Source organism: Corynebacterium nasorum (assembly GCF_022345765.1).
GTDB lineage: Bacteria > Actinomycetota > Actinomycetes > Mycobacteriales > Mycobacteriaceae > Corynebacterium > Corynebacterium kefirresidentii.
The window spans coordinates 105,310-128,585 of sequence record NZ_JAKRDR010000003.1; the positions used below are offsets into that span (position 1 = coordinate 105,310).

General features: G+C 56.1%; 23 protein-coding genes, 2 tRNA genes and 1 pseudogene. 13 read left to right on the forward strand and 13 right to left on the reverse strand.

What is annotated here, in order from left to right; genetic code table 11:
- The first annotated feature begins 98 nt into the window (after positions 1–98).
- Positions 99–865: pseudogene (fabG, locus tag MHK04_RS03795) on the forward strand (3-oxoacyl-ACP reductase FabG).
- 98 nt (positions 866–963) lie between these two features.
- Here the strand turns inward: fabG and MHK04_RS03800 are convergent.
- From MHK04_RS03800 to MHK04_RS03825, 6 genes are all read right to left on the reverse strand, one after another.
- A complete protein-coding gene (locus MHK04_RS03800; protein WP_023020923.1) occupies positions 964–1,218 on the reverse strand; it encodes a hypothetical protein in 255 nt (84 codons plus the stop codon).
- Positions 1,219–1,388: 170 nt separating this feature from the next.
- Entirely contained in the window at positions 1,389–1,679 is a 291-nt protein-coding gene (locus tag MHK04_RS03805; protein ID WP_023020922.1) for a hypothetical protein, read from the reverse strand.
- Positions 1,680–1,682: 3 nt separating this feature from the next.
- Positions 1,683–2,981 (reverse strand): inorganic phosphate transporter, encoded by a 1,299-nt coding sequence (locus MHK04_RS03810; protein WP_239207921.1) that lies wholly within the window; start codon positions 2,979–2,981, stop codon positions 1,683–1,685.
- A 320-nt stretch (positions 2,982–3,301) separates the two neighbouring features.
- Positions 3,302–4,804 carry a peptide MFS transporter gene (locus MHK04_RS03815; RefSeq protein WP_239207922.1) on the reverse strand — a complete coding sequence of 501 codons (1,503 nt, stop codon included), beginning with the start codon at positions 4,802–4,804 and terminating at the stop codon, positions 3,302–3,304.
- A gap of 235 nt (positions 4,805–5,039) precedes the next feature.
- Complete coding sequence (locus tag MHK04_RS03820) at positions 5,040–5,663, reverse strand: ATP-dependent Clp protease proteolytic subunit (RefSeq protein WP_005324052.1); 624 nt, start codon at positions 5,661–5,663, stop codon at positions 5,040–5,042.
- Positions 5,664–5,683: 20 nt separating this feature from the next.
- Positions 5,684–6,283 (reverse strand): ATP-dependent Clp protease proteolytic subunit, encoded by a 600-nt coding sequence (locus MHK04_RS03825; protein ID WP_005324051.1) that lies wholly within the window; start codon positions 6,281–6,283, stop codon positions 5,684–5,686.
- A gap of 138 nt (positions 6,284–6,421) precedes the next feature.
- On the opposite strand from MHK04_RS03825, the gene MHK04_RS03830 reads away from it, so the two are divergent.
- The 6 genes from MHK04_RS03830 (at position 6,422) to MHK04_RS03855 (ending at position 11,886) form a co-directional block, all read left to right on the forward strand.
- Positions 6,422–7,102: a metal-dependent transcriptional regulator gene (locus MHK04_RS03830; protein ID WP_239207923.1), complete on the forward strand. Its 681-nt coding sequence runs from the start codon at positions 6,422–6,424 to the stop codon at positions 7,100–7,102.
- 115 nt (positions 7,103–7,217) lie between these two features.
- Complete coding sequence (nrdI, locus tag MHK04_RS03835) at positions 7,218–7,685, forward strand: class Ib ribonucleoside-diphosphate reductase assembly flavoprotein NrdI (RefSeq protein WP_150850436.1); 468 nt, start codon at positions 7,218–7,220, stop codon at positions 7,683–7,685.
- A 50-nt stretch (positions 7,686–7,735) separates the two neighbouring features.
- Entirely contained in the window at positions 7,736–9,931 is a 2,196-nt protein-coding gene (gene nrdE / locus MHK04_RS03840) for a class 1b ribonucleoside-diphosphate reductase subunit alpha (RefSeq protein WP_005324048.1), read from the forward strand.
- A 52-nt stretch (positions 9,932–9,983) separates the two neighbouring features.
- The gene (gene nrdF, locus MHK04_RS03845; RefSeq protein ID WP_023020918.1) at positions 9,984–11,009 is read left to right on the forward strand and encodes a class 1b ribonucleoside-diphosphate reductase subunit beta; all 1,026 of its coding nucleotides are present in this window, start codon (positions 9,984–9,986) and stop codon (positions 11,007–11,009) included.
- Positions 11,010–11,094: 85 nt separating this feature from the next.
- Positions 11,095–11,265 (forward strand): hypothetical protein, encoded by a 171-nt coding sequence (locus tag MHK04_RS03850; RefSeq protein ID WP_239207924.1) that lies wholly within the window; start codon positions 11,095–11,097, stop codon positions 11,263–11,265.
- Positions 11,266–11,304: 39 nt separating this feature from the next.
- Entirely contained in the window at positions 11,305–11,886 is a 582-nt protein-coding gene (locus MHK04_RS03855) for an NADPH-dependent FMN reductase (RefSeq protein WP_005324045.1), read from the forward strand.
- Between the two features lie 173 nt (positions 11,887–12,059).
- Here MHK04_RS03855 and tig read toward each other — a convergent pair whose 3' ends face one another.
- From tig to MHK04_RS03870, 3 genes are all read right to left on the reverse strand, one after another.
- On the reverse strand, positions 12,060–13,418 hold the full coding sequence (gene tig, locus MHK04_RS03860) for a trigger factor (protein WP_023020916.1): 1,359 nt from the start codon (positions 13,416–13,418) through the stop codon (positions 12,060–12,062).
- Positions 13,419–13,508: 90 nt separating this feature from the next.
- A tRNA-Pro gene (locus MHK04_RS03865) sits at positions 13,509–13,582 on the reverse strand.
- A 134-nt stretch (positions 13,583–13,716) separates the two neighbouring features.
- The gene (locus tag MHK04_RS03870) at positions 13,717–14,532 is read right to left on the reverse strand and encodes a hypothetical protein (protein WP_023020915.1); all 816 of its coding nucleotides are present in this window, start codon (positions 14,530–14,532) and stop codon (positions 13,717–13,719) included.
- A 122-nt stretch (positions 14,533–14,654) separates the two neighbouring features.
- Here MHK04_RS03870 and MHK04_RS03875 point away from each other — a divergent pair.
- The 4 genes from MHK04_RS03875 to MHK04_RS03890 all read left to right on the forward strand — a co-directional run bounded on the left by MHK04_RS03875 (position 14,655) and on the right by MHK04_RS03890 (position 17,137).
- Positions 14,655–14,729 (forward strand) — tRNA-Gly (locus MHK04_RS03875).
- Positions 14,730–14,833: 104 nt separating this feature from the next.
- Positions 14,834–15,526 carry a nitroreductase family protein gene (locus tag MHK04_RS03880; protein ID WP_239207925.1) on the forward strand — a complete coding sequence of 231 codons (693 nt, stop codon included), beginning with the start codon at positions 14,834–14,836 and terminating at the stop codon, positions 15,524–15,526.
- Between the two features lie 126 nt (positions 15,527–15,652).
- Positions 15,653–16,285, forward strand: coding sequence for a hypothetical protein (locus MHK04_RS03885; RefSeq protein ID WP_034655494.1), 633 nt, complete (start codon positions 15,653–15,655; stop codon positions 16,283–16,285).
- Between the two features lie 18 nt (positions 16,286–16,303).
- Positions 16,304–17,137 carry an aldo/keto reductase gene (locus tag MHK04_RS03890; RefSeq protein WP_023020912.1) on the forward strand — a complete coding sequence of 278 codons (834 nt, stop codon included), beginning with the start codon at positions 16,304–16,306 and terminating at the stop codon, positions 17,135–17,137.
- An 86-nt stretch (positions 17,138–17,223) separates the two neighbouring features.
- Here MHK04_RS03890 and MHK04_RS03895 read toward each other — a convergent pair whose 3' ends face one another.
- Positions 17,224–17,697: a ribose-5-phosphate isomerase gene (locus tag MHK04_RS03895; protein ID WP_239207926.1), complete on the reverse strand. Its 474-nt coding sequence runs from the start codon at positions 17,695–17,697 to the stop codon at positions 17,224–17,226.
- A 116-nt stretch (positions 17,698–17,813) separates the two neighbouring features.
- Between MHK04_RS03895 and MHK04_RS03900 the strand changes: the two genes are divergently transcribed.
- The gene (locus MHK04_RS03900) at positions 17,814–18,221 is read left to right on the forward strand and encodes an MFS transporter (protein ID WP_239207927.1); all 408 of its coding nucleotides are present in this window, start codon (positions 17,814–17,816) and stop codon (positions 18,219–18,221) included.
- A 216-nt stretch (positions 18,222–18,437) separates the two neighbouring features.
- On the opposite strand, the gene MHK04_RS12190 is transcribed toward MHK04_RS03900, so the two are convergent.
- Both MHK04_RS12190 and MHK04_RS03905 read right to left on the reverse strand, forming a co-directional pair.
- Complete coding sequence (locus MHK04_RS12190; protein WP_275434265.1) at positions 18,438–18,566, reverse strand: hypothetical protein; 129 nt, start codon at positions 18,564–18,566, stop codon at positions 18,438–18,440.
- A 691-nt stretch (positions 18,567–19,257) separates the two neighbouring features.
- Positions 19,258–19,881, reverse strand: coding sequence for a mycothiol-dependent nitroreductase Rv2466c family protein (locus tag MHK04_RS03905; protein WP_239207928.1), 624 nt, complete (start codon positions 19,879–19,881; stop codon positions 19,258–19,260).
- A gap of 98 nt (positions 19,882–19,979) precedes the next feature.
- Between MHK04_RS03905 and pepN the strand changes: the two genes are divergently transcribed.
- Entirely contained in the window at positions 19,980–22,496 is a 2,517-nt protein-coding gene (pepN, locus tag MHK04_RS03910) for an aminopeptidase N (RefSeq protein WP_239207929.1), read from the forward strand.
- On the opposite strand, the gene MHK04_RS03915 is transcribed toward pepN, so the two are convergent.
- On the reverse strand, positions 22,493–23,272 hold the full coding sequence (locus MHK04_RS03915) for a GntR family transcriptional regulator (RefSeq protein WP_239207930.1): 780 nt from the start codon (positions 23,270–23,272) through the stop codon (positions 22,493–22,495). The two genes, pepN and MHK04_RS03915, sit on opposite strands and share 4 nt — an antisense overlap.
- Positions 23,273–23,276 lie beyond the last annotated feature (4 nt).

Consider the following 23,276-nt stretch of genomic DNA (forward strand, 5'->3'; position numbering starts at 1 on the left):
CCTTCCGCGTGGCGAATTTCCCCGACTTTCCTTGCTCCTGCGACCTAAGCTAAAAGGTGAAACGACCTTCATTCCGTCCCGTTAGGAACAGGAGAATTATGTTCGATCTCACAGACCACGTAGCCGTTGTCACCGGCGGTGCTTCCGGCATTGGCCGCGGCATTGCCGCTTCACTTAGCGAGGCCGGCGCCTCTGTCATCATTGCCGATGTCAATCTAGAGCACGCCACCGCTACCGCAAAAGAGCTAGGTGCCAGTGCGATTCATGTGGATGTCACCGACCGTACTTCTGTACAGGAAATGTACCGCCATGTTGTTGCCACGCATGGCGGGTTCGACATCGTCTGTTCCAATGCCGGCGTCTTTCCCAATTGCCCATTAGCAGAAATGACCGATGAGCAGTGGGAGGCCATGTTTGCCATCAATACCCACGGCACCTTTAAGGTGGTCCAGGAAGCACTCCCCTACCTCCAGGAACGCCGCTATGGACGCATCGTAATTACCACGTCCATCACCGGCTCGCACACGGGCTTTCCTGGCTGGGCCCACTACGGCGCCTCAAATCCGCCCAACAAGGATTTATGCGCTCAGCTGCGCTCGAAGTCGCTCGCGATGGCATCACCATCAACAGTGTTCTTCCCGGCAATATCCTCACTGACGGTCTCAAGGCCCAAGGCCAAGAGTATCTCGATCAGATGACGCGATCGGTGCCATTGCATCGTCTCGGCACTCCACGCGATATCGGCAATGCGGCGGCTTTCCTTGCCTCAGAAGAGGCAGGCTTTATTACCGGCCAGACCCTAATTATTGATGGCGGCCAACTCCTGCCCGAAACCCCGGAGGCCATCTTGCCGCCGCGCGATTAGCCGCGCTTACCGAAGTCCACCGAGTCCGGCAAAGCACGAGGCCCCTTGCTGCACAGTATGCGGCAAGGGGCCTCGTGGGGATTTCATTCAGTAGCTGCTTACTGCAGCCAGTCGAAGTCGAGCAGGAAGAGTTCTGCGTCGAGCATCTCAACTTCATCCGGTGCATGACCGGTGACGGCTTCTAGCGCTTCTGCTACGTCTTTAGTCGTAGCAGGAGTCTTATCAGCGTCAAGCAGGGTTTCTGCCACCAAAGCACGGACCGGAGCTTCCGAAATGGTGTCCAGGCCGGTACCAGTGGTGGAGCCCTTGAACGCATCAGCAATGCCGTCCATCAAAGAACGCATCTTGTTCATTTCTCACACCTCCATGTGGCTTTCTCTCTGTCTGATACAGAAGAATATACGTGACACAGCCCCGTTAGGCAACCCATAGGTCGCTTAAAGTTAACCTTTTGTTAACTTTCGGAGAATGTGCCACGCATCACTTGGAAGGTTGACTTCCCCCTCAGGAAGGGAGGAATAACTTAGAGGTCACCGAACGGCGCGAAGCCGAAGTAATGGTCCAGCGTATCGCGAGCAATCCACATGATGGCCACGAGGATAACTACGGCTAGCACTGCGTAAACGGTCCAACCAAGCACCTTCATCTGAGTGCTTGCCGGAGTATCCCCTACGACAACACCGTTGTCATCACGAATGGGGTCACCGGTCATACAACGCATACCCAGGGAGAAAAGGAGCGGAATGCCAGCGCCAAATACCAATGCCAGGCCGGCAACATGGAGAAGAGACTGGAAGATTTCTGCAGCAGTCATGGTTTAGCGCTCCTCTTGAGCAGTAGACGGCGCGGAGGTGTCCTCCGCCTGGGTTGCAGCAACTGGGGCGGCGCCGGCAGCAACCGGCTCCTGACGGTTGGACTCAGCTCCCATGGAGGAATCCACGGACTCGGAGTTTGGATCCCAATCGTTGTTCACGTTGGAGGCATCCACTGGGTTCATGCGGGAGCGGATGACGATAAGTCCGGCCATGGCCAGCAGCAAGACAAAGTCAACGATGGCGCCAGTTGCCACGTTAGTAAAGGAGGAGACACCGTGTGCCAACCACCACGTAGCAAAGCCAACAAACGCAGCGCAGGGCAGGGTGATAAGCCACGCGGAAACCATACGCATCGCAACACCCCAGCGAACCTCGGCACCGCGACGTCCCAGGCCGGTACCCAAGATGGAACCGGTGGACACGTGAGTGGTGGACAGCGCCATACCACCGGTAGCGGAGGTCAAAATGATTGCCGCGGAGGTAGCTTCAGCGGCCATACCCTGCGGGGACTCAATCTCCACCAGTCCCTTACCCAGGGTGCGGATAACGCGCCAGCCACCGGACATGGTGCCGGCTGCGATTGCTACGGCACAGCAGACGATAACCCAGGTAGGGATGCGGGAGTCAGCAACCGCATGCCCGGAAGCAACCAGCGCCAGGAAGATAACGCCCATGGTCTTCTGCGCATCGCCAGCACCGTGTGCCAGCGACACCAAGCAAGCGGTGACAATCTGGCCATGGCGGAAGTGCTCGTTCTTAGCCTTATTCGGAATGGTGTTGGTAACCCAGTAGATAAGGAAGGTGGCACACGCGGAAACTAGGGCCGCAATAATCGGCGAGGCAACGGCCGGGATAACGATCTTGCCAGCGATAGAAGACCACTCAACGCCAGCCGTACCCATGGCGGCGAAGGCGGCACCAATAAGGCCGCCAAACAGCGCGTGGGAAGAACTCGATGGCATGCCCAGCAACCAAGTAAAAAGGTTCCAAATAATGCCGCCGATAAGGCCAGTAAAGACCACCATCAGCAGCGCCTGGCCGTCAGTGTCTGCTGCGGCGCCGGACAAATCATATGAATCGAGGTTAACAATGCCTTTCGCTACGGTCGCAGCAACATTGACCGAAAGGAAGGCACCAACCAGGTTAAGGACTGCGGAGATTGCCACCGCAGTAAATGGCTTCAAAGCACCGGTGGCAATGGACGTAGCCATCGCGTTGGCAGTGTCATGAAATCCGTTCGTAAAGTCAAAGGCAAGGGCGGTAACCACCACAATGCCGAGGATGATCAGAGTCGCTGTCACAGCGTTGGCCCCTTGGAAAGAAAAAGATGAACACGGTACGTATCTACGGCGCCTTCACGCGTCGCGGACGAAATGCAGAATACTCCAGCCCCGAACCATAGACAATTGCTTTTCTTTAACGTTTTCTTTGGTTAACCTTTAGTTAACCTACCGCAGCATAGAACCGTGCCTTTTGGGGTTTCCACCGGCTTAGAAATGCCCTGCTTAGAATACTTATATTCTTTTACCCCCACCGCTTAGCTTGAGTGATAAAAACCACTAAGGGAGGTATGTCGCATTTGAATCGACACACCTCCCATTTCGGGCTCTTTTAACACCCTTTAGCGGAAGCTAGAAAACTTCCTTACTACCCAGCGGCTAAGGACAAGCAATATACCGCCCAACACGATAGATACAACGCCAAGGGAGATAAAGAAGGTATTCTCCGCGCCTGCATCATCTGGGTTGTAGAAGCTAGCCAAAGAGCCAGCCAGGGACGTGCCCATTGCCACGGCCATCATCCATACCGCCATCATGCGGGATGGGAATGCCTCTGGCGCCACCTTGGTAGCTAGAGAATTGCCCACCGGCGAAAGGAGGAGTTCCGCCATGGTGAAAAGGAAGAGAATGAAAATGATGACATACATCGGGGTGGAGTTCGCTTCCGCCCCCGAGAAAGGAAGGAAGAAAAACAAGGAGATGCCGATGACGATATTGGCAGCGCCAAACTTTACTGGGGTGGACCACTGCCTATCCCCTAGCTTTGTCCACATCGTTGCAAAGACCGCGGAGAAAATAACAATGAAGACTGGATTAATGGACTGGACGAGTGATGGAGGAATTTCCCAACCAAATACGTGGCGGTCCAAGCGCACATCCGAGTAAATCGTCATAACGGTGAACTGCTGCTGGAAGATACCAAAGAACAAAACACCGGAAATGAACATCGGAATAAAGCCCAGCAGGCGGTTCTTTTCTTCGCGGGTTACCAACTTCGAGGTATACATCTGAACCCACAGATAAACTGCAGCCAGAAGTGCCACCGCGGTAACAATATTGGAAAGCCAATCAACCTGAATAGCGCCGGTTGCCAGTGCCACAACCATAACCACAATGATGGCCGCTACTGCCAACACACCCATAAGCAATTGCTTGAAGCTCGCTGGGTTTGGAACCTCATGCCCCGCGTCTTTGATAGTGGTCTTGCGCATGAGCGAATATTGAATCAGGCCGAGCGCCATGCCGATTGCTGCGATACCAAAGCCCCAGTGGAAACCCTGCCAGCCCCACAGGGCAGTGGTGAGCAGTGGACCAACGAGAGCGCCGATATTAACGCCCATATAGAAGATGGAGAAGCCACCATCGCGGCGCGGATCATCGCGACTGTACATGGCACCAAGCACAACCTGCGCGGTGGTCTTAACACCGCCGGAGCCGATGGCGATAAGAACGAGGCCAATGGCCAAACCAGTTATTGCGGGAATAAACGCCAAAGCAATGTGGCCAAGCATCACCATGCTAGCCGAGTAAAACAGTGTGCGTTCTGCGCCTAAGACACGGTCAGCAACAAGAGAAGCCAACAAGCAGGCCATGTAGACCAAGCCGCCGTAGGCACCCACGATAGACGTCGCGTCCGCTCGGTCCAGGCCAAGGCCACCATCGGTAGTGGCGTAATACATGTACAGCAAGACAAGGGCTTGCATGCCATAGAAGCTAAAGCGCTCCCACATTTCCACGCCGAAGAGGTTGGCCAATCCCCAAGGGTGCCCAAAGAATGTGCGTTCGCCGCTCTGCGGCGTGGGCGCAGCGGCCTGAGCCGCCGCGTCGGATGTGTGTTTCTCCATAAAAATATATGACCACTTAGAGGTCTAAATCACAAATCGACCATTATAAGTTTAGTGTCGCACGATAGAAATAAACCTAACGACCTGCAGATATTGCGAGAGAGACTTACCCCATTCGGGTGCAGCAAGAATTACCGGGCATTGCCCCTTCCCTGCTCCACAATGCTGAAAGCCCCTGCCTCACAACCGGAACTCGGTTGAGCGGCAGGGGCTACCTAGAATGAGTTATTCCAAATTAAGCGTTGAGCTTGCGGTAATCAAAGACCGTATCGATGATGCCGTATTCAACGGCTTCCTGAGCGGTCAGAATCTTATCGCGATCCGTATCAATGCGGATCTGCTCAGCGGTGCGACCGGTGTGCTCAGACAGGGTGGTTTCCATCAGCTTGCGCATGCGCTCAATCTCGGCGGCCTGGATCTCTAGATCAGAAACCTGACCCTGAGTACCCTGAGTTGCCGGCTGGTGAATGAGCACGCGGGAGTTCGGCAAAGCTGCACGCTTGCCCGGCGCACCGGCGGCAAGCAGCACAGCTGCCGCCGAAGCGGCCTGGCCCAAGCACACGGTCTGCACGTCCGGGCGGACGTAGCGCATGGTGTCATAGATGGCCATCAGCGCGGTAAAGGAGCCGCCCGGGGAGTTGATGTACATCGTAATATCGCGGTCTGGGTCCTGGGACTCCAGGACCAGCAGCTGCGCCATGATGTCGTTAGCGGAGGTGTCATCGACCTGGGTGCCCAGGAAGATGATGCGCTCCTCAAACAGCTTGGAGTACGGGTTGGTTTCCTTAGTGCCCTGTGCGGACTGCTCAATGAAGGACGGCAGAACGTAGCGGGAACTTGGCATCTGGGACTGATTCATAGTGATTTTCTCCTTATTCCCTAGTTGCTCAGCGGGCCGTTAACGGACTCAATGACGTGGTCAACAATGCCGTAGTCCTTGGCCTGTTGGGCGGTCATCCAACGGTCACGGTCGGAGTCCTTGGTGATCTGCTCAAAGGTCTGGCCGGTGTGCTCGGCAATGAGCTCCGCCATCTCCCGCTTGGTCTGAGCAAATTGCTCAGCCTGGATGGCGATGTCCGCAGCGGTACCACCGACACCAGCGGAAGGCTGGTGCATCATAATGCGCGCGTGCGGCAGAGCGTAGCGCTTGCCCTTGGTGCCGCCGGAAAGCAGGAACTGACCCATGGAGGCAGCCAGGCCCATGCCGTACGTGGCAATATCGCACGGCGAGTACTTCATGGTGTCATAAATAGCCATGCCCGCAGTGACAGAGCCACCCGGGGAGTTGATGTAGAGCGAAATGTCGCGAGTGGGGTCCTCGGCGGACAGCAGGAGGATCTGGGCGCACAGCTTGTTCGCAATCTCATCATCGACCTGGGTTCCCAGGAAGATAATGCGCTCGCGCAACAGGCGCTCGTACACGCTATCGCTCAGATTCATACCCGTAGACGACGAGTTCATTGAAATCTTCTCAGACATTAGTGGTTCTCCTTCAAGTGAAGAATGCTTTAACTGGCCCCACCTTACCGGCATTCCTCTCAAACTTGGCCTCTGTTCGCTATGAGCGTCGGGCCACAGCGCCAAAGGCGCACACGGAAGCTGGGTTAACATTTACTCATGTCTGTTTCCGAGCTGTCCACCAGTACCCAGAACTATTTGAAAGCTATCTGGGGGCTAAAGGAATGGTCATCCGAGCCCGTTACCGCCACGCTTATAGCGAAACAGCTGGGACTCAAGCTCTCCTCGGTTTCCGATGCAGTGCGCAAAATGGCGAAGCAAGGGCTCGTGTCACACACGCCCTATGGCTCTGTGGAGTTAACCGAACTTGGCAGGCAGTACGCATTGGTCATGGTGCGCCGTCACCGATTGCTTGAGTCTTTTTTTGTTCAAGCATTGGGCTACACCTGGGACGAAGTCCATAATGAAGCCGAAAATCTCGAACACGCGGTGTCTGACATGCTCATAGAACGTGTGGATAAGTTCCTTGATTACCCCACTAGGGATCCGCACGGCGATCCTATCCCTACGGTTGATGGACAGATCACCATCCCCAGTGCGCATCGCCTCACCGACAGCGGTGCACAATCGCAGGTGACCGTGGAACGCATTTCTGATTCCGACCCACAACTGCTGAAGTTCCTTGAAGAGCGCGGCATTGTCACTGGGGCTGTTCTTAGCACGCGCGAGGGAGCGCCCTTTTCAGATTCTCTCGAAATACAGGTGGCCGGCGGCACTCAGTGGGTAGTACTTGGACGCCCAGCTACCGACGCAGTGTTTGTAGCACACCACAACCTTTAGACATTCCCCTTTGCATTAATCCTGCTCTCACCTGCCCTTTTCAAAACTACGTTATACCGTAGTTGCAACTACGGCATTGCGTAGTTAGTCTTTTCGAATATCACCTACCCCACTTATGGCTAAGGCCAGGATGAGCAGGATTGCCATGTCAGACTCACCAGATTTGGTGTACTTTTCCAGCGTTTCAGAGAACACGAAAAGATTCGTCGAACGCTTAGATAGACCCGCGGTGCGCATTCCACTGCGCCCCAAGAAAACCGGGATGATCCAGGTTTCACACCCGTACGTACTCATCGTTCCCACCTACGGCGGCGGCTCGCTCAAACGCGCAGTCCCCAAACAGGTCATCGACTTCCTCAATGACCCAATCAACCGCTCCTTTATCCGGGGCGTTATTACCTCAGGGAATACCAACTTCGGAAGTGCTTACTGCGTCGCCGGACGCATCATTTCCGCCAAGTGCCACGTACCGGAGCTGTATCACTTCGAGCTTCTCGGCACCCAGAAGGACATCGCCGCCGTAAAGCAGGGCCTTCAGAAGTTTTGGAAGCAGCAAAAGCAGCTAACGATGACACCCCATTAATCCCCCACAAGATGAAGAACACATCCGCATCACACAGATTGGAAAACACAATGTGGCCTCTTGATGCCACCCCCACACAGACTATTGGCGCTACGCCCCGCACCGCTTCAGCAGACAATGCCGGCGGTGTCGGCAAGCGCAAGAGCTACCACGCACTCAACGCGCAGCTGAACTTGTTCGACGCTTCTGGAAAAATCCAGTTTGACAAGGACATTCAGGCAGCACAAGACTATGTCACGCACCATGTCGCTCCCCGCATGCATCAGTTCGATTCCACCAAGCAACGCTTGGAATGGTTGGTTGATAACGAGTACTACGAGCGGGATTTCCTTGAGCTTTATGATGACGCCTTTCTGTGCGCCATGTACGACAGAGCACATCGAGTTAAGCATCAGTTCCGCACCTTCCTCGGCGCATTTAAGTTCTTCACTTCATATGCACTGAAAACCTTTGATGGCTCCCGATTCCTAGAAGGCTACGAAGAACGCGTCGCCACCACAGCTTTATACCTTGCACAGGGCGACGAAGAGCTCGCAGAAAAGCTGGTGGATGACATCATGACCGGACGCTTCCAGCCCGCCACCCCTACTTTTCTCAACGCAGGCAAAGCCCAGCGCGGCGAAATGGTCTCCTGCTTCCTCCTGCGAATCGAAGACAATTTGGAGAGCATTGGCCGCTGCGTGAACTCTGCACTGCAACTATCAAAGCGCGGTGGTGGAGTGGCCCTGTTGCTGAGCAATCTGCGCGAATCCGGAGCCCCGATCAAAAAGATTGAGAACCAGGCTTCCGGCGTAGTCCCAGTCATGAAGATTCTCGAAGATAGCTTCAGCTATGCCAACCAATTGGGCTCCCGGCAGGGCGCTGGAGCCGTCTACCTGCATGCGCACCATCCAGATATTCTTCGCTTCCTGGATACCAAGCGGGAAAATGCCGATGAGAAAGTCCGCATCAAGACTCTTTCGCTGGGGGTTGTTATTCCAGATATAACCTTCCGTCTGGCCAAAGAGAACAAGGACATGCATCTTTTTAGCCCGTATGACATCGCTCGCGAGTACGGCGTAGCCATGTCTGACATGTCCATCACCGAGTACTACGACGAGCTGGTTGCCAATCCGCGAATCTCTCACACGACCATTAAGGCCCGCGAGTTTTTCACCACGCTGGCTGAGCTTCAGTTTGAATCCGGATACCCCTACATCCTCTTTGAGGATACGGTCAACCGCGCTAATCCCCTCAAAGGACATATCAATATGTCCAACCTGTGTAGCGAAATCCTCCAGGTCAACACGCCATCGACCTACGGAGCTTCGGGTGACTACACCACCGTTGGCCAGGATATTTCCTGCAATCTAGGTTCGCTCAACATTGCGAAGGCTTTTGAATCGCCGGACTTCGGGGAGACCGTCGAAACCGCAGTGCGTGCCCTCACGAAGGTTTCAGACCTGACGAATATCGAAGCTGTTCCCTCCATCGCTCACGGAAATGCTTCCATGCATGCCATTGGTCTGGGCCAAATGAATCTCCACGGCTTCCTTGCTTCACAGCGTATTCCTTATGGCTGCGCCGAGGCACTGGACTTTACAAATATCTATTTCCTCACGGTGACCTACCATGCGCTCCGCGCATCCCACGCACTCGCGGTTGAAAAAGGTCAACGATTCACAGGCTTCGAAGAATCCACCTATGCCACTGGCGCCTACTTTGACAAATACATCGACCAAGACTGGGCGCCAGCCACTGAACACGTAAAACAGCTCTTCCACGAAGCAGGCGTGCAGATCCCTCAACGCGAGGATTGGCTACGGCTCAAGAATCAAGTGATGCAAGACGGCATCTACAACGCCTACTTGCAGGCAGTTCCACCCACTGGATCAATTTCCTACATCAATGACTCCACCGCGTCCATCCACCCAATTGCCTCCAAAATTGAAATACGCAAGGAAGGCCGCTTGGGGCGCGTGTACTACCCCGCGCCGGAAATGACCAACGACAACCTGGAGTATTTCGATGACTCCTACGCAGTGGGATACGAAAAAATCATCGACACCTACGCCATGGCCACCCAACACGTGGACCAAGGGCTTTCCCTGACCTTGTTCTTTACCGCTGATACCACCACGCGGGACATCAACAAGGCACAAATCTATGCCTGGAAAGCCGGAATCAAGACCCTCTACTACATCCGTTTACGCCAATCCGCGCTCCAAGGAACCGAGGTCGAAGGCTGCGTCTCCTGTGCTTTGTAGGAGCACGGTCCTCCCCCTTGTCTACAACCATTCACTCAGAAAGAAAGAAGCTATGTCGTCAACATCGAATAGTGCTGAACTAACCAGCATTTCAGTTACTCCGCCGAGCTACCGGCATGATCCTTCAGCCCGCATCCGCGCCATCAATTGGAACCGGGTGAGCGATGACAAGGATCTTGAAGTGTGGAACCGTCTAACCGCCAACTTTTGGTTGCCAGAGAAGGTCCCGCTTTCTAATGATCTCCCGGCGTGGCAGAAGATGACACCCGAGGAACGCAACCTCACCATGCGGGTGTTCACGGGACTCACCACCCTGGATACTGTCCAGGCCACCGTGGGTGAAATCTGTCAGATTCAAGATGCCCGCACCGAACACGAGGAGGCCGTGTATACCAACATCGCCTTCATGCAGTCAGTCCATGCCCGTTCATACTCTTCAGTGTTTTCTACCCTGAGCAGTACAAAGGAAATTGATGAAGCATACCGCTGGGCGGTGAATAACGACCTTCTCCAGGCACGCGCCAAGAAAGTTCTCGCGCACTATTTTGGGCCGGATCCACTCAAACGCAAGGTGTCATCGACGTTGCTTTCCTCGCTGCTTCTCTACGCGGGTTTCTATCTTCCCTTGCACTTTTCTGTCCACGCCACCCTGACAAATACGGCAGACATGATCCGCCTCATTCTGCGTGACAAGGCAGTGCACGGCTACTACTCGGGTTACAAATATCAGCGCGGTCTGGAATCCACGACCCCGCTACGGCAGAAGGAGATGCATGATTTCACCATTTCTTTGCTCGAAGAGCTTTATGCACTAGAGCTGGACTATTCCGGCGAGCTATATGAGCCTTTGGGACTCATGGATGATGTAGCCGTGTTCGTTCGCTATAACGCCAATAAGGCACTCATGAATTTGGGCTACCCGGATTATTTCCCGCCCGAAGAAACGGAAGTGAACCCAGAAATCCTCGCGGCCCTAGCCCCCGGAGCAGATGAGAACCATGACTTCTTCTCCGGATCTGGTTCCTCCTATGTCATTGGTACTGCTGAAGAAACGAGTGATGATGACTGGGATTTCTAAACCTTTTCCGCGACCGGACCAAGGAAGCTGGCTTGAGACCATCGCGCTGTTTGAAGCCATCCGCGAAGGAAACCAACCCGCAGCCATGCGGCTGTTGAATACATCCGCCGCACGAGAGGCCGTCCTCGGGGGGCTTCTAGAACTCATCGAACTGTACTTCCGCCATGAAGAAGGAGACAAAGTAGATGGCTTCCTCACCGCCGCCCACGCTGCCGGCCCACCACCGGCCTTTGGCTGCAAGCCTTTTCTCCCTTGACCACGTCTCCCTACACCCAACTAAGAAAGAAGGTTTACCATGACCACCCCACGTATCAGCGTTATCGTCGGCAGCCTGCGCCGAGAGTCATTTGCACGCAAGATTGCACACGAGGTGCTCACGATGATCCCTGAAGGCTACGAGGCAAACATCGTGGAAATCCGTGACTTGCCGCTCTATGACTTCGACTACGATGACCCCGCCGTCACGGACAAGCCCACTCCGGCTGAGTACACCACCTTTCGCGAGACCATCAAGAACTCGAGCGGGATCCTCTTCATTACGCCAGAGAACAACCGCACTATCCCTGCCTGCCTCAAAAACGCAGTGGACATCGGCTCTAAACCCAACTCAGATGTGGCGTGGAAGAACCTTCCCGCAGGTATCATTAGCCACTCTGTAGGCCGCATGGGCGGCTACAGTTCACAGAAGAACCTTCGCCTCGCTCTGTCCTACTTCGACATGCCGCTCCCTGGTCAACCCGAAGTATTTCTGGGCCAATCCCCCACCCTTTTCGAAGAGTCCGGACATCTCAATCAACGTACCGCAGACTTTGTCAAGGATTACGTTATGCGCTTCCTGCAGTTGACCGACGAGGCCTTTAGAGCCAAGAACGGCTAGCGGTATCCCCAGCCAACACACATCACGCCCTCTTCGAAGTACTCAAAGACTCCTAGAGGGCGTTCACAATGACACAAACCCCGGATTCAGGCTCATCCTTGAGTTACCTGAATCCGGGGTTTCATGCGCGCTCGCCACCACACATGTGGCAGCAGCGCGTTACAAGCGGGAGATTACTTCTCCTCGGAAGCTTCTGCAGCGTCCTCTTCTTCGATTTCACCGAAGTACTGGTCAACGTCAACCTTATTGCCCTCTTCATCCTTGACGGTGGTGCGGCAGATAGCGGCAGCCAGTGCCTTGCCACGGCGCACGTCAGAGAAGAGGTTTGCGATCTGGCCGTTGGACTGCAGCTGCTGGATGAACTGGTTCGGGTCCATGCCGTAGGACTGAGCGGTGAACAGGATGTGGTCGGTAAGCTCCTGTTGGGAAACTTCCGGCTCTTCCTTTTCTGCTACGGCGTCGAGGAACAGCTGAGTGCGGACGGACTCTTCTGCCTGCTCACGAGTCTGCTTATCAAACTCCTCGCGAGAAGTGCCCTGTGCCTCAAGCAACTGAGCCAGTGCCTTCTCATCGTGAGCCAGCTGGCCCAGAATCTGGTGCAGTTGGGAGTGAGCCTGCTCGTCCACTACGGACTGCGGCAGTTCGAATTCGACCTCGGAGAGCGCGGACTTCAGGACCTCATCGCGAATCTGGGCAGCCTGCTCAGCCTTCTTGGTCTCCTCCACCTGGGTCTTGGTGGATTCGCGCAGTTCATCCATGGTGTCGAACTCGGAAGCCATCTGAGCGAACTCATCGTCCATAGCCGGCAGCTTGCGCTCCTTGGACTGCTGGACGTGAACCTTGATGGTGGCCTCTTCGTCCTTGTGCTCGCCAGACTGGATGGTGGAAGTGAACTCGTTATCCTCACCGGTCTTCATACCACGCAGGGCGGTGTCCAAGCCCTTGATGAGGTCATCGTCACCGATGCGGTAGGACAGGCCCTCGGTGGAAGCGTCCTCAATCTTCTCGCCGTCAATCTCAGCGGTGATGTCGATGATTGCGTAGTCGCCGGTCTTCATCTTGCGCTTGGTGTCCTTGAGCTCACCGAAGCGCTCTGCCAACTCCTCCAGAGCCTTGTCGACGTCCTCTTCGTCAGCCTTCAGGGCCGGGACGGTAACGGAGATCTTGGAGAAGTCTGGGACCTCGAACTCAGGGCGGATATCAACCTCGGCGGTGAACTCCACGAAGTCTTTATCCTCAATCTTGGAAATATCAACGTCCGGCTGGCCGATAACCTTCAGATCGTTTTCCTTGACTGCCTGCTCGTAACGGGAAGGCAGCATGTCATTGACGACCTGCTCCAGGATGGGGCCGCGGCCGAAGCGAGCGTCAATAAGCTGGCGCGGTGCCTTGCCCTTACGGAAACCTGGAATAGAAACCTGCTGCGCGATTGCCGCGTAAGCTTGATCGATTTCCTGGTCCAGCTCCGCAAACGGAACGTTGACGGTGAGCTTAACGCGGGTATCGCTCAGCTTGTCTACGGTGGTCTTCACGAGTGAATCTCCCTGGCTTCATTGTTTTACGTACATAAACTTAAAGGGGGTCCGGAAATCCTTATTAGGGCATTTCCAGACCCCCATACGTCGGGGCGACAGGATTTGAACCTGCGACCCCCTGCTCCCAAAGCAGGTGCGCTACCAAACTGCGCCACGCCCCGTATGTAGGCCACCAAGTTGCCTTGGCTGCGTTGCATACCTGAGACAGTGTACCGTGTCCGTTTTAAATCTCCTAAACGGACCCCCACTTAAAGGCATCCACGCAGCCCAGCGGCCGATTTTGACAGTGCTTCAGCTAGAAATCGAAATCAAACATTCCATCAAAGAAGCCGTCACCGTCGCCGTCAGTTAGACCATCGAAGAAGCCGCCGCCATCATCGCCGCCACCAACGTCGCCAGCATCACCGGCGTCACCACCCACGTCGCCAGCGTCACCCATGCCATCGGGACCGCCCCAATCGCCGCTTTCTGCAGCAGCCGCAGAGTAGCCAATGCCCGACATGCCGGAGAAGAGGGCATTAAACATCATGGAGTAGCCCACCATCCACACGCCGGTGTGCAGCGCATCGGCCCACCATGGACGGGAGTACCAACCTGCCGGAACCGGACGCCCTGCCACGATTCCACCCGGGTAGTAGTTGGGAGTATTCGCAGAAGCATATGGTGAGGCCGTAATCTCTTGGCCATTCGCTTCGACCGTACGCTCTTCCGTCACCTTGCCAGCCGCACGCTGCCCCTCCAGCGGCGGGAGTTCTGGGCCTGGGTTCATGCCCATAATTTCGCGCGCGGCATTCACATAATGCATGCCTTCCAGGGCCGACTCACGCGCCAAATTCGCCTGCTTGGCGGTAGTAGCACGCGAAATCGCCGCGTTAGCTGCAGTGAACCGTTCAGAAGCATCAGCCATCGCTTGCTGGGAGGCAGAATCCGTGCCAGAAATCTGCATTACTTGGCCACCCAGGCGTTCAATCCACCGACGTGCATCAGCCTGTGCATCGGCCAATTGCTGTGCCTCGCGTTCTTCCCGACGTTTGTGAGAGCTACGGGAGGAAAGAAACCAGACGCCTCCACCAATTGCCAGCGCAACGAGCAAAATTCCCACTATGATCATCGCTTTCTATAGATAGATCCGTTCCTCTTATAACAACGGCTCAGGCGCCAGCCTAGTTCCCTATTTTCTTTTTTGGCCGCGGTTGCGCTAAAGTATGGCCCAGCGTTGATATAGCGCGTTGTGGGAATGTCGTATAGTGGCTAATACCTCAGCCTTCCAAGCTGAAGACGCGGGTTCGATTCCCGTCATTCCCTCCAGTTTTCGCCCACCTCTAGGTGGGCGATTTTTCGTTTTCCACCCATCATCATCGGATGTTCACGGTATACGGCGAAAACATGCGACGAAGTGTAAGGTGGCGCGCATGACTTTAACCAATAAGTATTCCGAGTTTATTCGCAGCCGCCATTCGCCCCGCGCGTTCCTGCCAGAACCCATGCCGGTAGAAGACATCAAGCAGGTTTTGCTGGATGCTCAATCCGCACCGTCCAACTCCAATACCCAACCGTGGGACGTGCATTTGGTGGGCGGAGAAAAGCTCAAGGAACTAAGCGCCGCGCTTATTAAGGAATTCGACACCAACGGGCTCAGCCCAGACTTCACCACCGATTATGGTGAGGGTATCCATCCCAAGCGCTCCCAAGAGCTAGCCGCCAAAATGTACGGCCTCCTGGGCATTGAGCGCGAGGACAAAGCAGGTCGCGTGGAATTCATCCGCGAAAACTTGCGCTTCTTTGGCGCACCCCATGCGGTACTTCTCTTTATCCCGCCGATGGGTGACCGCATTCGCGCCGCCTTTGACCAAGGAACCTATACCGAAAACTTCCTGCTTTCTTTGGAAGCACACGGCTACCACGGCATCCCACAGGGGATGATTTCCTTGATTGCGCCAACCGCGCGTGAATTCCTCGGCGTAGACGAGGACTACAAGCTGGTCACCGCTATTACCTTTGGTAAAGCTGATGAATCGAGCCCGGTCTTTAAAACGAATCCAGGCCGCGCGCCACTTTCGGAAACCGTGACAGTTCACGGCATCGATGGCCTCGACCTCGATTAGCCCCCGCCCCATCAGGAAGCTACTTTCAACGATTTCGTCCATCTAAACCACCGCAACCGTCGACGAGACAGGCGATCTGTGGGGACGAAATCGTTGAATCGCCTCGGCAAGCCTAGAATTATGGCTATGGATATCACTCTTGCGACCTTTGACCATGCGCCTGAGACTGCACTGCGGGGCGTACGCTTCAATAACACGTGGGTGCCGTCGGAGACGTACGCTGATTCCCGCCGCGGCACGCTGACTGGGCAGTATCCGCAACGCCAAGCCACCACGCGCATTAGCGAGATTTTTGCGGGCGTCGGTTATGAGGTGCGCGAGGATACGCAGCCGGCCGGTAGCGATGTCTTTCGCTTGCTAGAGCAGCCCAGCCTAGAAGAACTCAACGACGTCAATGGCGTCATCGCCGTCTGCTCGCTACTAGGTGGAAATTCACCTATGTCGGTGTTGTGGCCGGGTGTAGCCGAAAGCGGGGAGAATAATGAGTTGGTCTCCCCTATTGACTTAGCGCCTACGCTCGCTGCCATTGCCGGCCTCGACGTGCGCCCTAATGCGCAACTGTCCTTTGATGGATTGAACTTGGTGCCGGTGCTGCGGCACGGCGCCTCGGGGCACGCAGCGTTGTTCTTTGACAATGGAGTGCGCATGATTGATGCCTCGCTTATCGACGACACCGCTACCCCGCCCCATGAGCGTGCCCGCCTGCAGGATGAGTGGGAGACGTGGAATAAATTCATCACTCTCGGCCCGCTGCAATAGATAGGTAGTCTGGGGCGCATGAGCGTACCTAAAATCACCCTTAATGACGGCAATACCATCCCGCAGCTGGGCTTTGGCGTGTTCCAGATGGATCCGGAGCAGACCGAAGATCTGGTAGCTGAAGCCCTGCGCGTGGGTTATCGCCATATTGATACCGCCGCTATCTACGGCAATGAGGAAGGCGTAGGACGGGCTATTGCCAAGTCTGGCATTCCCCGCGAGGAGCTTTTTATCACCACCAAGCTGTGGAATGACCGCCAGACCGATGCTGCTGCAGCGCTCGATGAGTCCTTGGAAAAGCTCGGCTTGGAGTATGTGGATCTTTACCTCATCCACTGGCCTACACCAGCAAAGGGCACCTATGTTGAGGCTTGGCAGCAACTCATTGATCTGCAGAAGCAGGGCAAGACAAAGTCCATCGGCGTCTCCAATTTCGAGCTGGAGCACCTGGAACAGCTGGAGCTCAAGACCGATATAAAGCCAGCGGTCAACCAAGTCGAGCTTCATCCCTATCTGCAGCGCTGGAGGGAGCTGGACGCCTTCCGCGCCCACACCGTGGCTATCGAGGCATGGGGCCCGCTGGGGCAGGGAAAGAGCGATATCTTGGATGCCCCCGAGGTCACCGACGCCGCTGCAGCGCACGATGTCAGCCCAGCGCAAGTCATCATTCGTTGGCACCTACAAAATGGCGTCATCCTCTTCCCCAAGTCTGCGACGCCCTCGCGCATTGCGGAAAACTTTGATGTCTTCGGCTTTGAACTAACCGAGGAGGAGATGGCTGCCATCACCGCCTTGGACGAAGGCGAGGAGGGACGCGGCGGCCCGCACCCGAATGACATGAATGATGCCTAAGTCTTAGCGCCTTGGCTATGCCTGGCCGAAACACAAAGAAACGCCGCGGAACCACCTTTGTTCCGCGGCGTTTATTTTCTCAAGGCTTAGGCCTCGGGCAGCTCTGGGGCGATACCGGTGCGCTCGTACTGCGCCAAGATGTCGATGCGGCGCTGGTGGCGCTCCGCACGGGACCATTCTTGATCCAGGAAGGCATCGACGATTTCCAAGGCTTGCTCCTCGGTGTGCATGCGGCCGCCGATGCCGATGAGCTGGGCGTTGTTGTGCTCGCGGGCAAGGCGGGCGGTCTCGGCGGACCAGGCCAGTGCACAGCGGGCTCCCTTGACCTTATTGGCTGCAATCTGCTCGCCATTGCCGGAGCCGCCAAGCACAATGCCCAAGGAACCCGGATCATTGACGGTGCGTTGTGCCGCTTCGATGCAAAATGCCGGGTAATCGTCCTCGGCATCGTAGGTGTGGGCGCCGCAATCAATGACTTCGTGGCCCTGTTTAGTGAGGTGTTCAGCAATCAGGTTCTTGGTTTCGAAACCTGCGTGGTCTGCTCCTAGATATACGCGCATGGCCTTTATCCTACCGGCCCGGCGCGCCTCGAGGAGGCTTAGCGCCCGCCCTGTTTCGCATTACAAATTCCTGATAGGCTCGCGGACAAGGATTTTCGCGATAAGAGAGGAAAGCTATGCCTATAACCACCCGGATCCTCGCGCTATACGGCGGAAGCCTTCTAGCCTGGTTCATTATGCTCGGCGTTCAGGTTTCCGGAGGCGGAGGCTTTCTCCTACCGCTTATCGCCAGCACCCTAGCAACGTTGGCTCACGTGGGCTTAGGCATCTGGTGGATTGCCCAGAAGGTGCGCGGGAATCCGCGGGCAAATGGGGGCGCTATTGCGGCCGGCATTATCGCGCTCCTCGCCGGCGCCTCATGGGCTTCCTGGGTACTTGTTGCGTGGGACGACTTTCGAGCCGGCATGGCGCTGCCCGCTATCAATATCGCAGGTCTTCCGGCATTCATCTTGACCCCGCTGACCATCGCGCTGTGTGTCGGCGCCGCAATTCAGCTGCGCCAGCACGAAACGCGCTCCCAGTAGCTACAAGAAACAGATTCTTTGGGTGGAAACTCCCTCTTTGCCTTTGGGCTACCGGCAAAGATCAACTCGGACACCGCTAATCATCGCTTTAAATTTAGAAATCAGACGATTCATATCCAAAAGAGGACTGCAATGGCGAGGGATCAAGTAGCTTAAGTAAAGTCTGAAACTCTCTCCCAAAGGACTAAAGCATGAAAAAGCTACTCCCTATTCTCGTTACAACCACGCTTTGATATCAGCATGTAGCGATTCAGGCGAAAGCTCCGAGACCACTTCCAGCACGACCAGCAGCAGTCCGTCGAGCACCACCACGTCCTCTACGACTAGCTCGACTAGTAGCGTCACTACCTCCTCATCTAGCGAGGTTACGCCTCCACCAGAGGTTGAAGAACCTGACGAAGAGGATGAGCACGACGATGACGATCTCCACGTACACGATAATCCGAACGCTGCATTGGGCGACTCAGATGAGGAAGAACGAGCTAAGCAAGCTCCTGCAGAGAAGACCGTTTCCTCTTGTGGAGACCCTTCGATTCATGAACGCGGCACAACGTTTTTCTCGGACGGCACCTCCGGCTGGACTCAACAGTGCTCAGATGAAATGGCTCCACAAGTTGCACAGCAATTCGTAGCACCGCCGGCCGAGCAACAAAACGACCCAGCACCAGCCGGTGGTGGATCTGGTCGAACCTGCGCCGAAATTGGGCACAAAGTCTACCCTGGCGACCCTGACTACTCGCTAGAACGAGATGAGGACGGGGACGGTGTGGGCTGCGAATCCTATCCGGGATAATGCATTCCCCGATTTTTGCGGAGAATTAAAGACTAAGTAGGGGGCAAGCAAGGAAGATGCCCCCTGTTCCTTCCTACATCCCATAGCATCTCCGCTTAACGCTGCTGAGATCGCGGCCTTTTCAGCCCCGCGAATCCAGCAGCAAGAGTGGGCCATTTAGCCCCCATGTGCCTATGGCGGAAAGATTTGACTCACCAGCGCCTTCTATTGGAGCGTGTGGTGAGTAATGGTCCTCGTTTTAGCTTAATCCTCCTCCACCTGCGGCATCTCGGTGCGGGAGCGCTTGAGTTCGAAGAAGTAGGGGTACTGGGCAAGGCGCAAGGAGGCGTCGAAAAGCTCGCCTGCTTCTTCCCCGGTAGGGACGCGGGTAATGACCGGGCCGAAGAACGCGGTCTCCCCCAGCTTGATAACCGGGGTGCCCACCTCATCACCCACGGAAGAGATGCCATTGTGGTGGTATTCGCGCAGCTTCTCGTCATAGTCTTCGGTATTGGCTACCTCGGCGAACTCGGCCGGAAGCTCCACTTCTGCAAGCGCCTGCGCGATGATGTCATCATAAGCACCAAAGCCAGTTCGTCCGCCGTTGCCCTTGGCGTGGACCAGGGTGCCCATAGCGGTATAAAGCTCATCTACCTTTTCTGGACGCTCGGCCTTAACCTTGGCAAAGACGCGGGCTGGGCCCCAGTTAGCCTTCATCATGTCCATGTAAGTGGGGTCTAGATCACGGCCATCGTTCAGCACGGACAGGGACATCGGCTCGAACTCGACCTCAATATCGCGTACCTTTTCTACTTCCTTGATCCACCGCGAGGTGGCCCAAGCGAAGGGACAAGATACGTCGAACCAGAACTTTACTGCGTCAGCCATGATTGCTCCTTTGATTGATAAAAGTTTGCCCCACCAGCCTAGGCGCGCGACTACTGTGGATGCAGAACTATTTTCGGCACAGAAGGAGAATATAGGCTATGACCTCCGTAAACCTGACTCGCACGGAAGCGGTTGAGCGCTCCCGAATGATTGAGGTGGGCCATTATGATGTCACTTTAGACCTCAAGTATTCAGATACCCATTTCCTTTCCACTACGAAGGTGAGCTTCACCTCGCGCGAGATTGGCTCCACCTTCATCGATCTGCGCGCCGAGGAAATCCAAGAGGTGCGCCTCAACGGCAATCCGCTGCCCACGAATTCTTATAACCCCACCTACGGCATTCCGCTTTCCGGCCTCCAAGTGGCCGACTACACGCTAGAAGTCACCGCGAAGATCCCGTATTCGCGCACCGGCGAGGGCCTGCACCGTTTTGTCGATCCCGCCGATGACAAGGTCTACCTCTATACCCAATTTGAAACCGCCGATGCCAAGCGGGTCTTTGCTTGCTTTGACCAGCCGGATATGAAGGCCACCTACGCGCTGCATTTCAAGGCGCCGGAGGATTGGACCGTCATTAGCAATGGGCCAGTGAGCTGGGAAGGAGACGTGGCCAGCACGGCTATCGACTACCCACTATCGACCTACCTGGTAGCCCTGTGCGCCGGTCCCTACCACGAGGTCACCGATACCTGGCGCGGCGAGCTGACCGCACACCCAGAGGGCAAGCCGGCCCAAAAGCTCGAGGTACCGCTGGGCATCTACTGCCGTGCTTCGCTCGCCCACGCTTTAGATGCTGAGCGCTTATTTACGGAGACCAAGCAGGGCTTTGATTTCTACCACCGCAATTTCGGCTTCCCCTACCCCTTTGGCAAGTATGACCAGATTTTCGTGCCGGAGTTCAACGCGGGTGCGATGGAAAATGCTGGGTGCGTCACCATCCGCGATGAGTACGTCTTTACCTCCCAGGCCACGCACTATAAATACGAACGCCGTGCCGATACCATTCTGCACGAATTGGCCCATATGTGGTTTGGTGATCTGGTCACCATGCAGTGGTGGGACGATTTGTGGCTCAATGAGTCCTTCGCCACTTGGTCGGCGGCCATTTCCCAAGCGGAAGAGACCGAATACGATACCGCGTGGGTAACCTTTGCCAACGTAGAAAAGTCCTGGGCCTACCAGCAGGATCAGCTGCCTACCACCCACCCGATTTCTACCGATGCAAGCGATATCGAAACCGTCGAGCAAAACTTCGATGGCATCACCTACGCCAAGGGCGCTTCGGTGCTGAAGCAGCTCCAAGCTTATGTTGGCCGCGGAAACTTCCTGGCCGGGGTCCGCCGTCACTTCGCCGCTCATGCCTGGGGCAATGCCACCTTTGATGATCTGCTTGGCCACCTGGAACAGGCCTCCGGCCGCGATCTTTCCTTCTGGGCGCAGCAGTGGCTTAAGACTTCCGGCATCAACACTCTGAGCATAGCGCTCAATGCAGATGAGTCCGGCACGATTACCCATGCCTACCTCTCCCAGCGCGGCGATACGCTGCGCACCCACCGCGTGGCGGTGGGCCTGTATAACCTGCAGGACGGTCAGGTGGTGCGCACCGATCGCATCGAGATGGATGTTGATGGCTCCTCCACCGAGATTCCAGAGCTCATAGGCCGCCAGCTGGCAGACATTGACTTCCTGCTACCCAATGACGATGACCTGACCTACTGCCTCATCGAATTGGACGCGGGTTCCCTGCAATTCCTGCTGGATAATATCGATAAGTTTGCTGATCCTATGGCCCGCACCCTGTGCTGGTCCACCGCCTGGGAGATGACCCGCGCCGGCACTATGCGGGCCCGCGATTTCATCCAGCTAGTTGCCCGCGGTATGCAGGCCGAGACCGAGCTTGCCGTCCTCGAGCGCATTGTTTTGCAGGCCTCGAACGCGCTGAAGAACTATGCCGATCCACGGTGGGCCGCGCAGAGCACCCTGCTTGCCGACGCCCTCCTCGACGGCGCCCGCAGTTCCGATGCCCAGCGCTCCATCATCTGCACCCAGGCGCTGGCGAAAATTCGCCTGCACGATAGCGCGCGTGACTACCTGCGCGGCGTGCTCGAATCATCCGCGGATGCAGGGCAGCGTTGGTCCGCGCTCGCGGCACTTGCCGCCGATGGCGCGATAGAGGACGTCCCCGCTGCCGCGGATGCGCAACTGAAGCGGGATAATTCCGCCACCGGCTACTACTCTTCGCTGCGCGCTCGCGCCGCGGTGGCAACTGCGGAAAACAAGCGCGCGGTATGGGAAGAAATCGTGGCGGGTAACCTCACCAACCGCGAGCTGACCTCCAAACTTGAAGGATTGCTCTATCCGCATGGCGATACGTTCCTTCCCACCGCGGAGTTCTTCGATATCGCGGAAAAGGTGTGGGCTTCCCAATCCTCAGAGGTGGCTCTGACCACAGTTACCGGCCTCTTCCCTTCCTGGGATATCACCCGCAAGGGCTTGGACCGCGCCGATGCCTTCTTGCAGAAGGACCTGCCCGGTGGTCTGCGTCGCACAGTCACCGAGCAGCGCGACCGCGTGGCCCGCGCGCTACGCAACCGCCAGGTGGACGCTGGCTAGGCCGGCTTTCCTGCGCCGCCGTCCCGGGGTTGTACGGGTGGTGGCGCAGGATCCTCGCCCAAGACCACTTCTACATTGGCGATATCAGAGCGCAGCGACTCTTCGACATAGGCAAAGACCACGCCGGTCTCATTCTTCAGCAGCCGTACGAACCGCAAAAGCGGGTGCGATCGGCTCACGCCCAAGAGTTTCTGTTCTTCTGTGCGAGCGGTAGCGGCGCTCATACTCTCGCGTTTGAAGACCGGCTGGAGGTCATAGCCTGCCAGTATGTTTAGGATGGGCTCGCGCAGGTCGTGCTGATTGAGCTCGGGAGCCATGTCCACTGGGATGGTGTAGCGCGAGACGATGACGGGCTTACCATCGACGATAAAAAGGCGTTTAATATCCCACGCATAGGTGGCATCGTTCACGCCCAGGGCCGCTGCCACATGTTTGGGCACATGGGTTTTATTCACGGAGACCACCCGCACGGTGATTTCGTGCCCACGCTCGCGCAGTTGAGTGGCGATGCTGTCCTTTTTGGTCAGGCTCAGTGTAGGGGGAACCGTGCGCACGTAGGTGCCGCCGCTGCGCCCACGGCGGCGATCAATAAGGCCTTCATCTTCCAAAATGTCTAATGCATGGCGCACGGTCATGCGCGCAACATGAAATTCTCGGACCAATTCGCGTTCGGTAGGAAAACGCTGACCAGGCTCTAATTCATTGCGCTCGATCTTGTCACGTAGGGCATCTGAGATAAGGAGATAGGCGGGCCGTTTTCGGCTTTGGGAAGTCACAGCC

Excerpts from the sequence above, each read along its gene's own strand:
- MHK04_RS03800 (WP_023020923.1), bottom strand. The coding sequence starts at position 1,218 with ATGAACAAGATGCGTTCTTTGATGGACGGCATTGCTGATGCGTTCAAG.
- MHK04_RS03805 (WP_023020922.1), bottom strand. The coding sequence starts at position 1,679 with ATGACTGCTGCAGAAATCTTCCAGTCTCTTCTCCATGTTGCCGGCCTG.
- MHK04_RS03815 (WP_239207922.1), bottom strand. The coding sequence starts at position 4,804 with ATGGAGAAACACACATCCGACGCGGCGGCTCAGGCCGCTGCGCCCACG.
- MHK04_RS03820 (WP_005324052.1), bottom strand. The coding sequence starts at position 5,663 with ATGAATCAGTCCCAGATGCCAAGTTCCCGCTACGTTCTGCCGTCCTTC.
- MHK04_RS03825 (WP_005324051.1), bottom strand. The coding sequence starts at position 6,283 with ATGTCTGAGAAGATTTCAATGAACTCGTCGTCTACGGGTATGAATCTG.
- MHK04_RS03830 (WP_239207923.1), top strand. The coding sequence starts at position 6,422 with ATGTCTGTTTCCGAGCTGTCCACCAGTACCCAGAACTATTTGAAAGCT.
- nrdI (WP_150850436.1), top strand. The coding sequence starts at position 7,218 with ATGGCTAAGGCCAGGATGAGCAGGATTGCCATGTCAGACTCACCAGAT.
- nrdE (WP_005324048.1), top strand. The coding sequence starts at position 7,736 with ATGTGGCCTCTTGATGCCACCCCCACACAGACTATTGGCGCTACGCCC.
- nrdF (WP_023020918.1), top strand. The coding sequence starts at position 9,984 with ATGTCGTCAACATCGAATAGTGCTGAACTAACCAGCATTTCAGTTACT.
- MHK04_RS03850 (WP_239207924.1), top strand. The coding sequence starts at position 11,095 with ATGCGGCTGTTGAATACATCCGCCGCACGAGAGGCCGTCCTCGGGGGG.
- MHK04_RS03855 (WP_005324045.1), top strand. The coding sequence starts at position 11,305 with ATGACCACCCCACGTATCAGCGTTATCGTCGGCAGCCTGCGCCGAGAG.
- MHK04_RS03870 (WP_023020915.1), bottom strand. The coding sequence starts at position 14,532 with ATGATCATAGTGGGAATTTTGCTCGTTGCGCTGGCAATTGGTGGAGGC.
- MHK04_RS03880 (WP_239207925.1), top strand. The coding sequence starts at position 14,834 with ATGACTTTAACCAATAAGTATTCCGAGTTTATTCGCAGCCGCCATTCG.
- MHK04_RS03885 (WP_034655494.1), top strand. The coding sequence starts at position 15,653 with ATGGATATCACTCTTGCGACCTTTGACCATGCGCCTGAGACTGCACTG.
- MHK04_RS03890 (WP_023020912.1), top strand. The coding sequence starts at position 16,304 with ATGAGCGTACCTAAAATCACCCTTAATGACGGCAATACCATCCCGCAG.
- MHK04_RS03895 (WP_239207926.1), bottom strand. The coding sequence starts at position 17,697 with ATGCGCGTATATCTAGGAGCAGACCACGCAGGTTTCGAAACCAAGAAC.
- MHK04_RS03900 (WP_239207927.1), top strand. The coding sequence starts at position 17,814 with ATGCCTATAACCACCCGGATCCTCGCGCTATACGGCGGAAGCCTTCTA.
- MHK04_RS03905 (WP_239207928.1), bottom strand. The coding sequence starts at position 19,881 with ATGGCTGACGCAGTAAAGTTCTGGTTCGACGTATCTTGTCCCTTCGCT.
- pepN (WP_239207929.1), top strand. The coding sequence starts at position 19,980 with ATGACCTCCGTAAACCTGACTCGCACGGAAGCGGTTGAGCGCTCCCGA.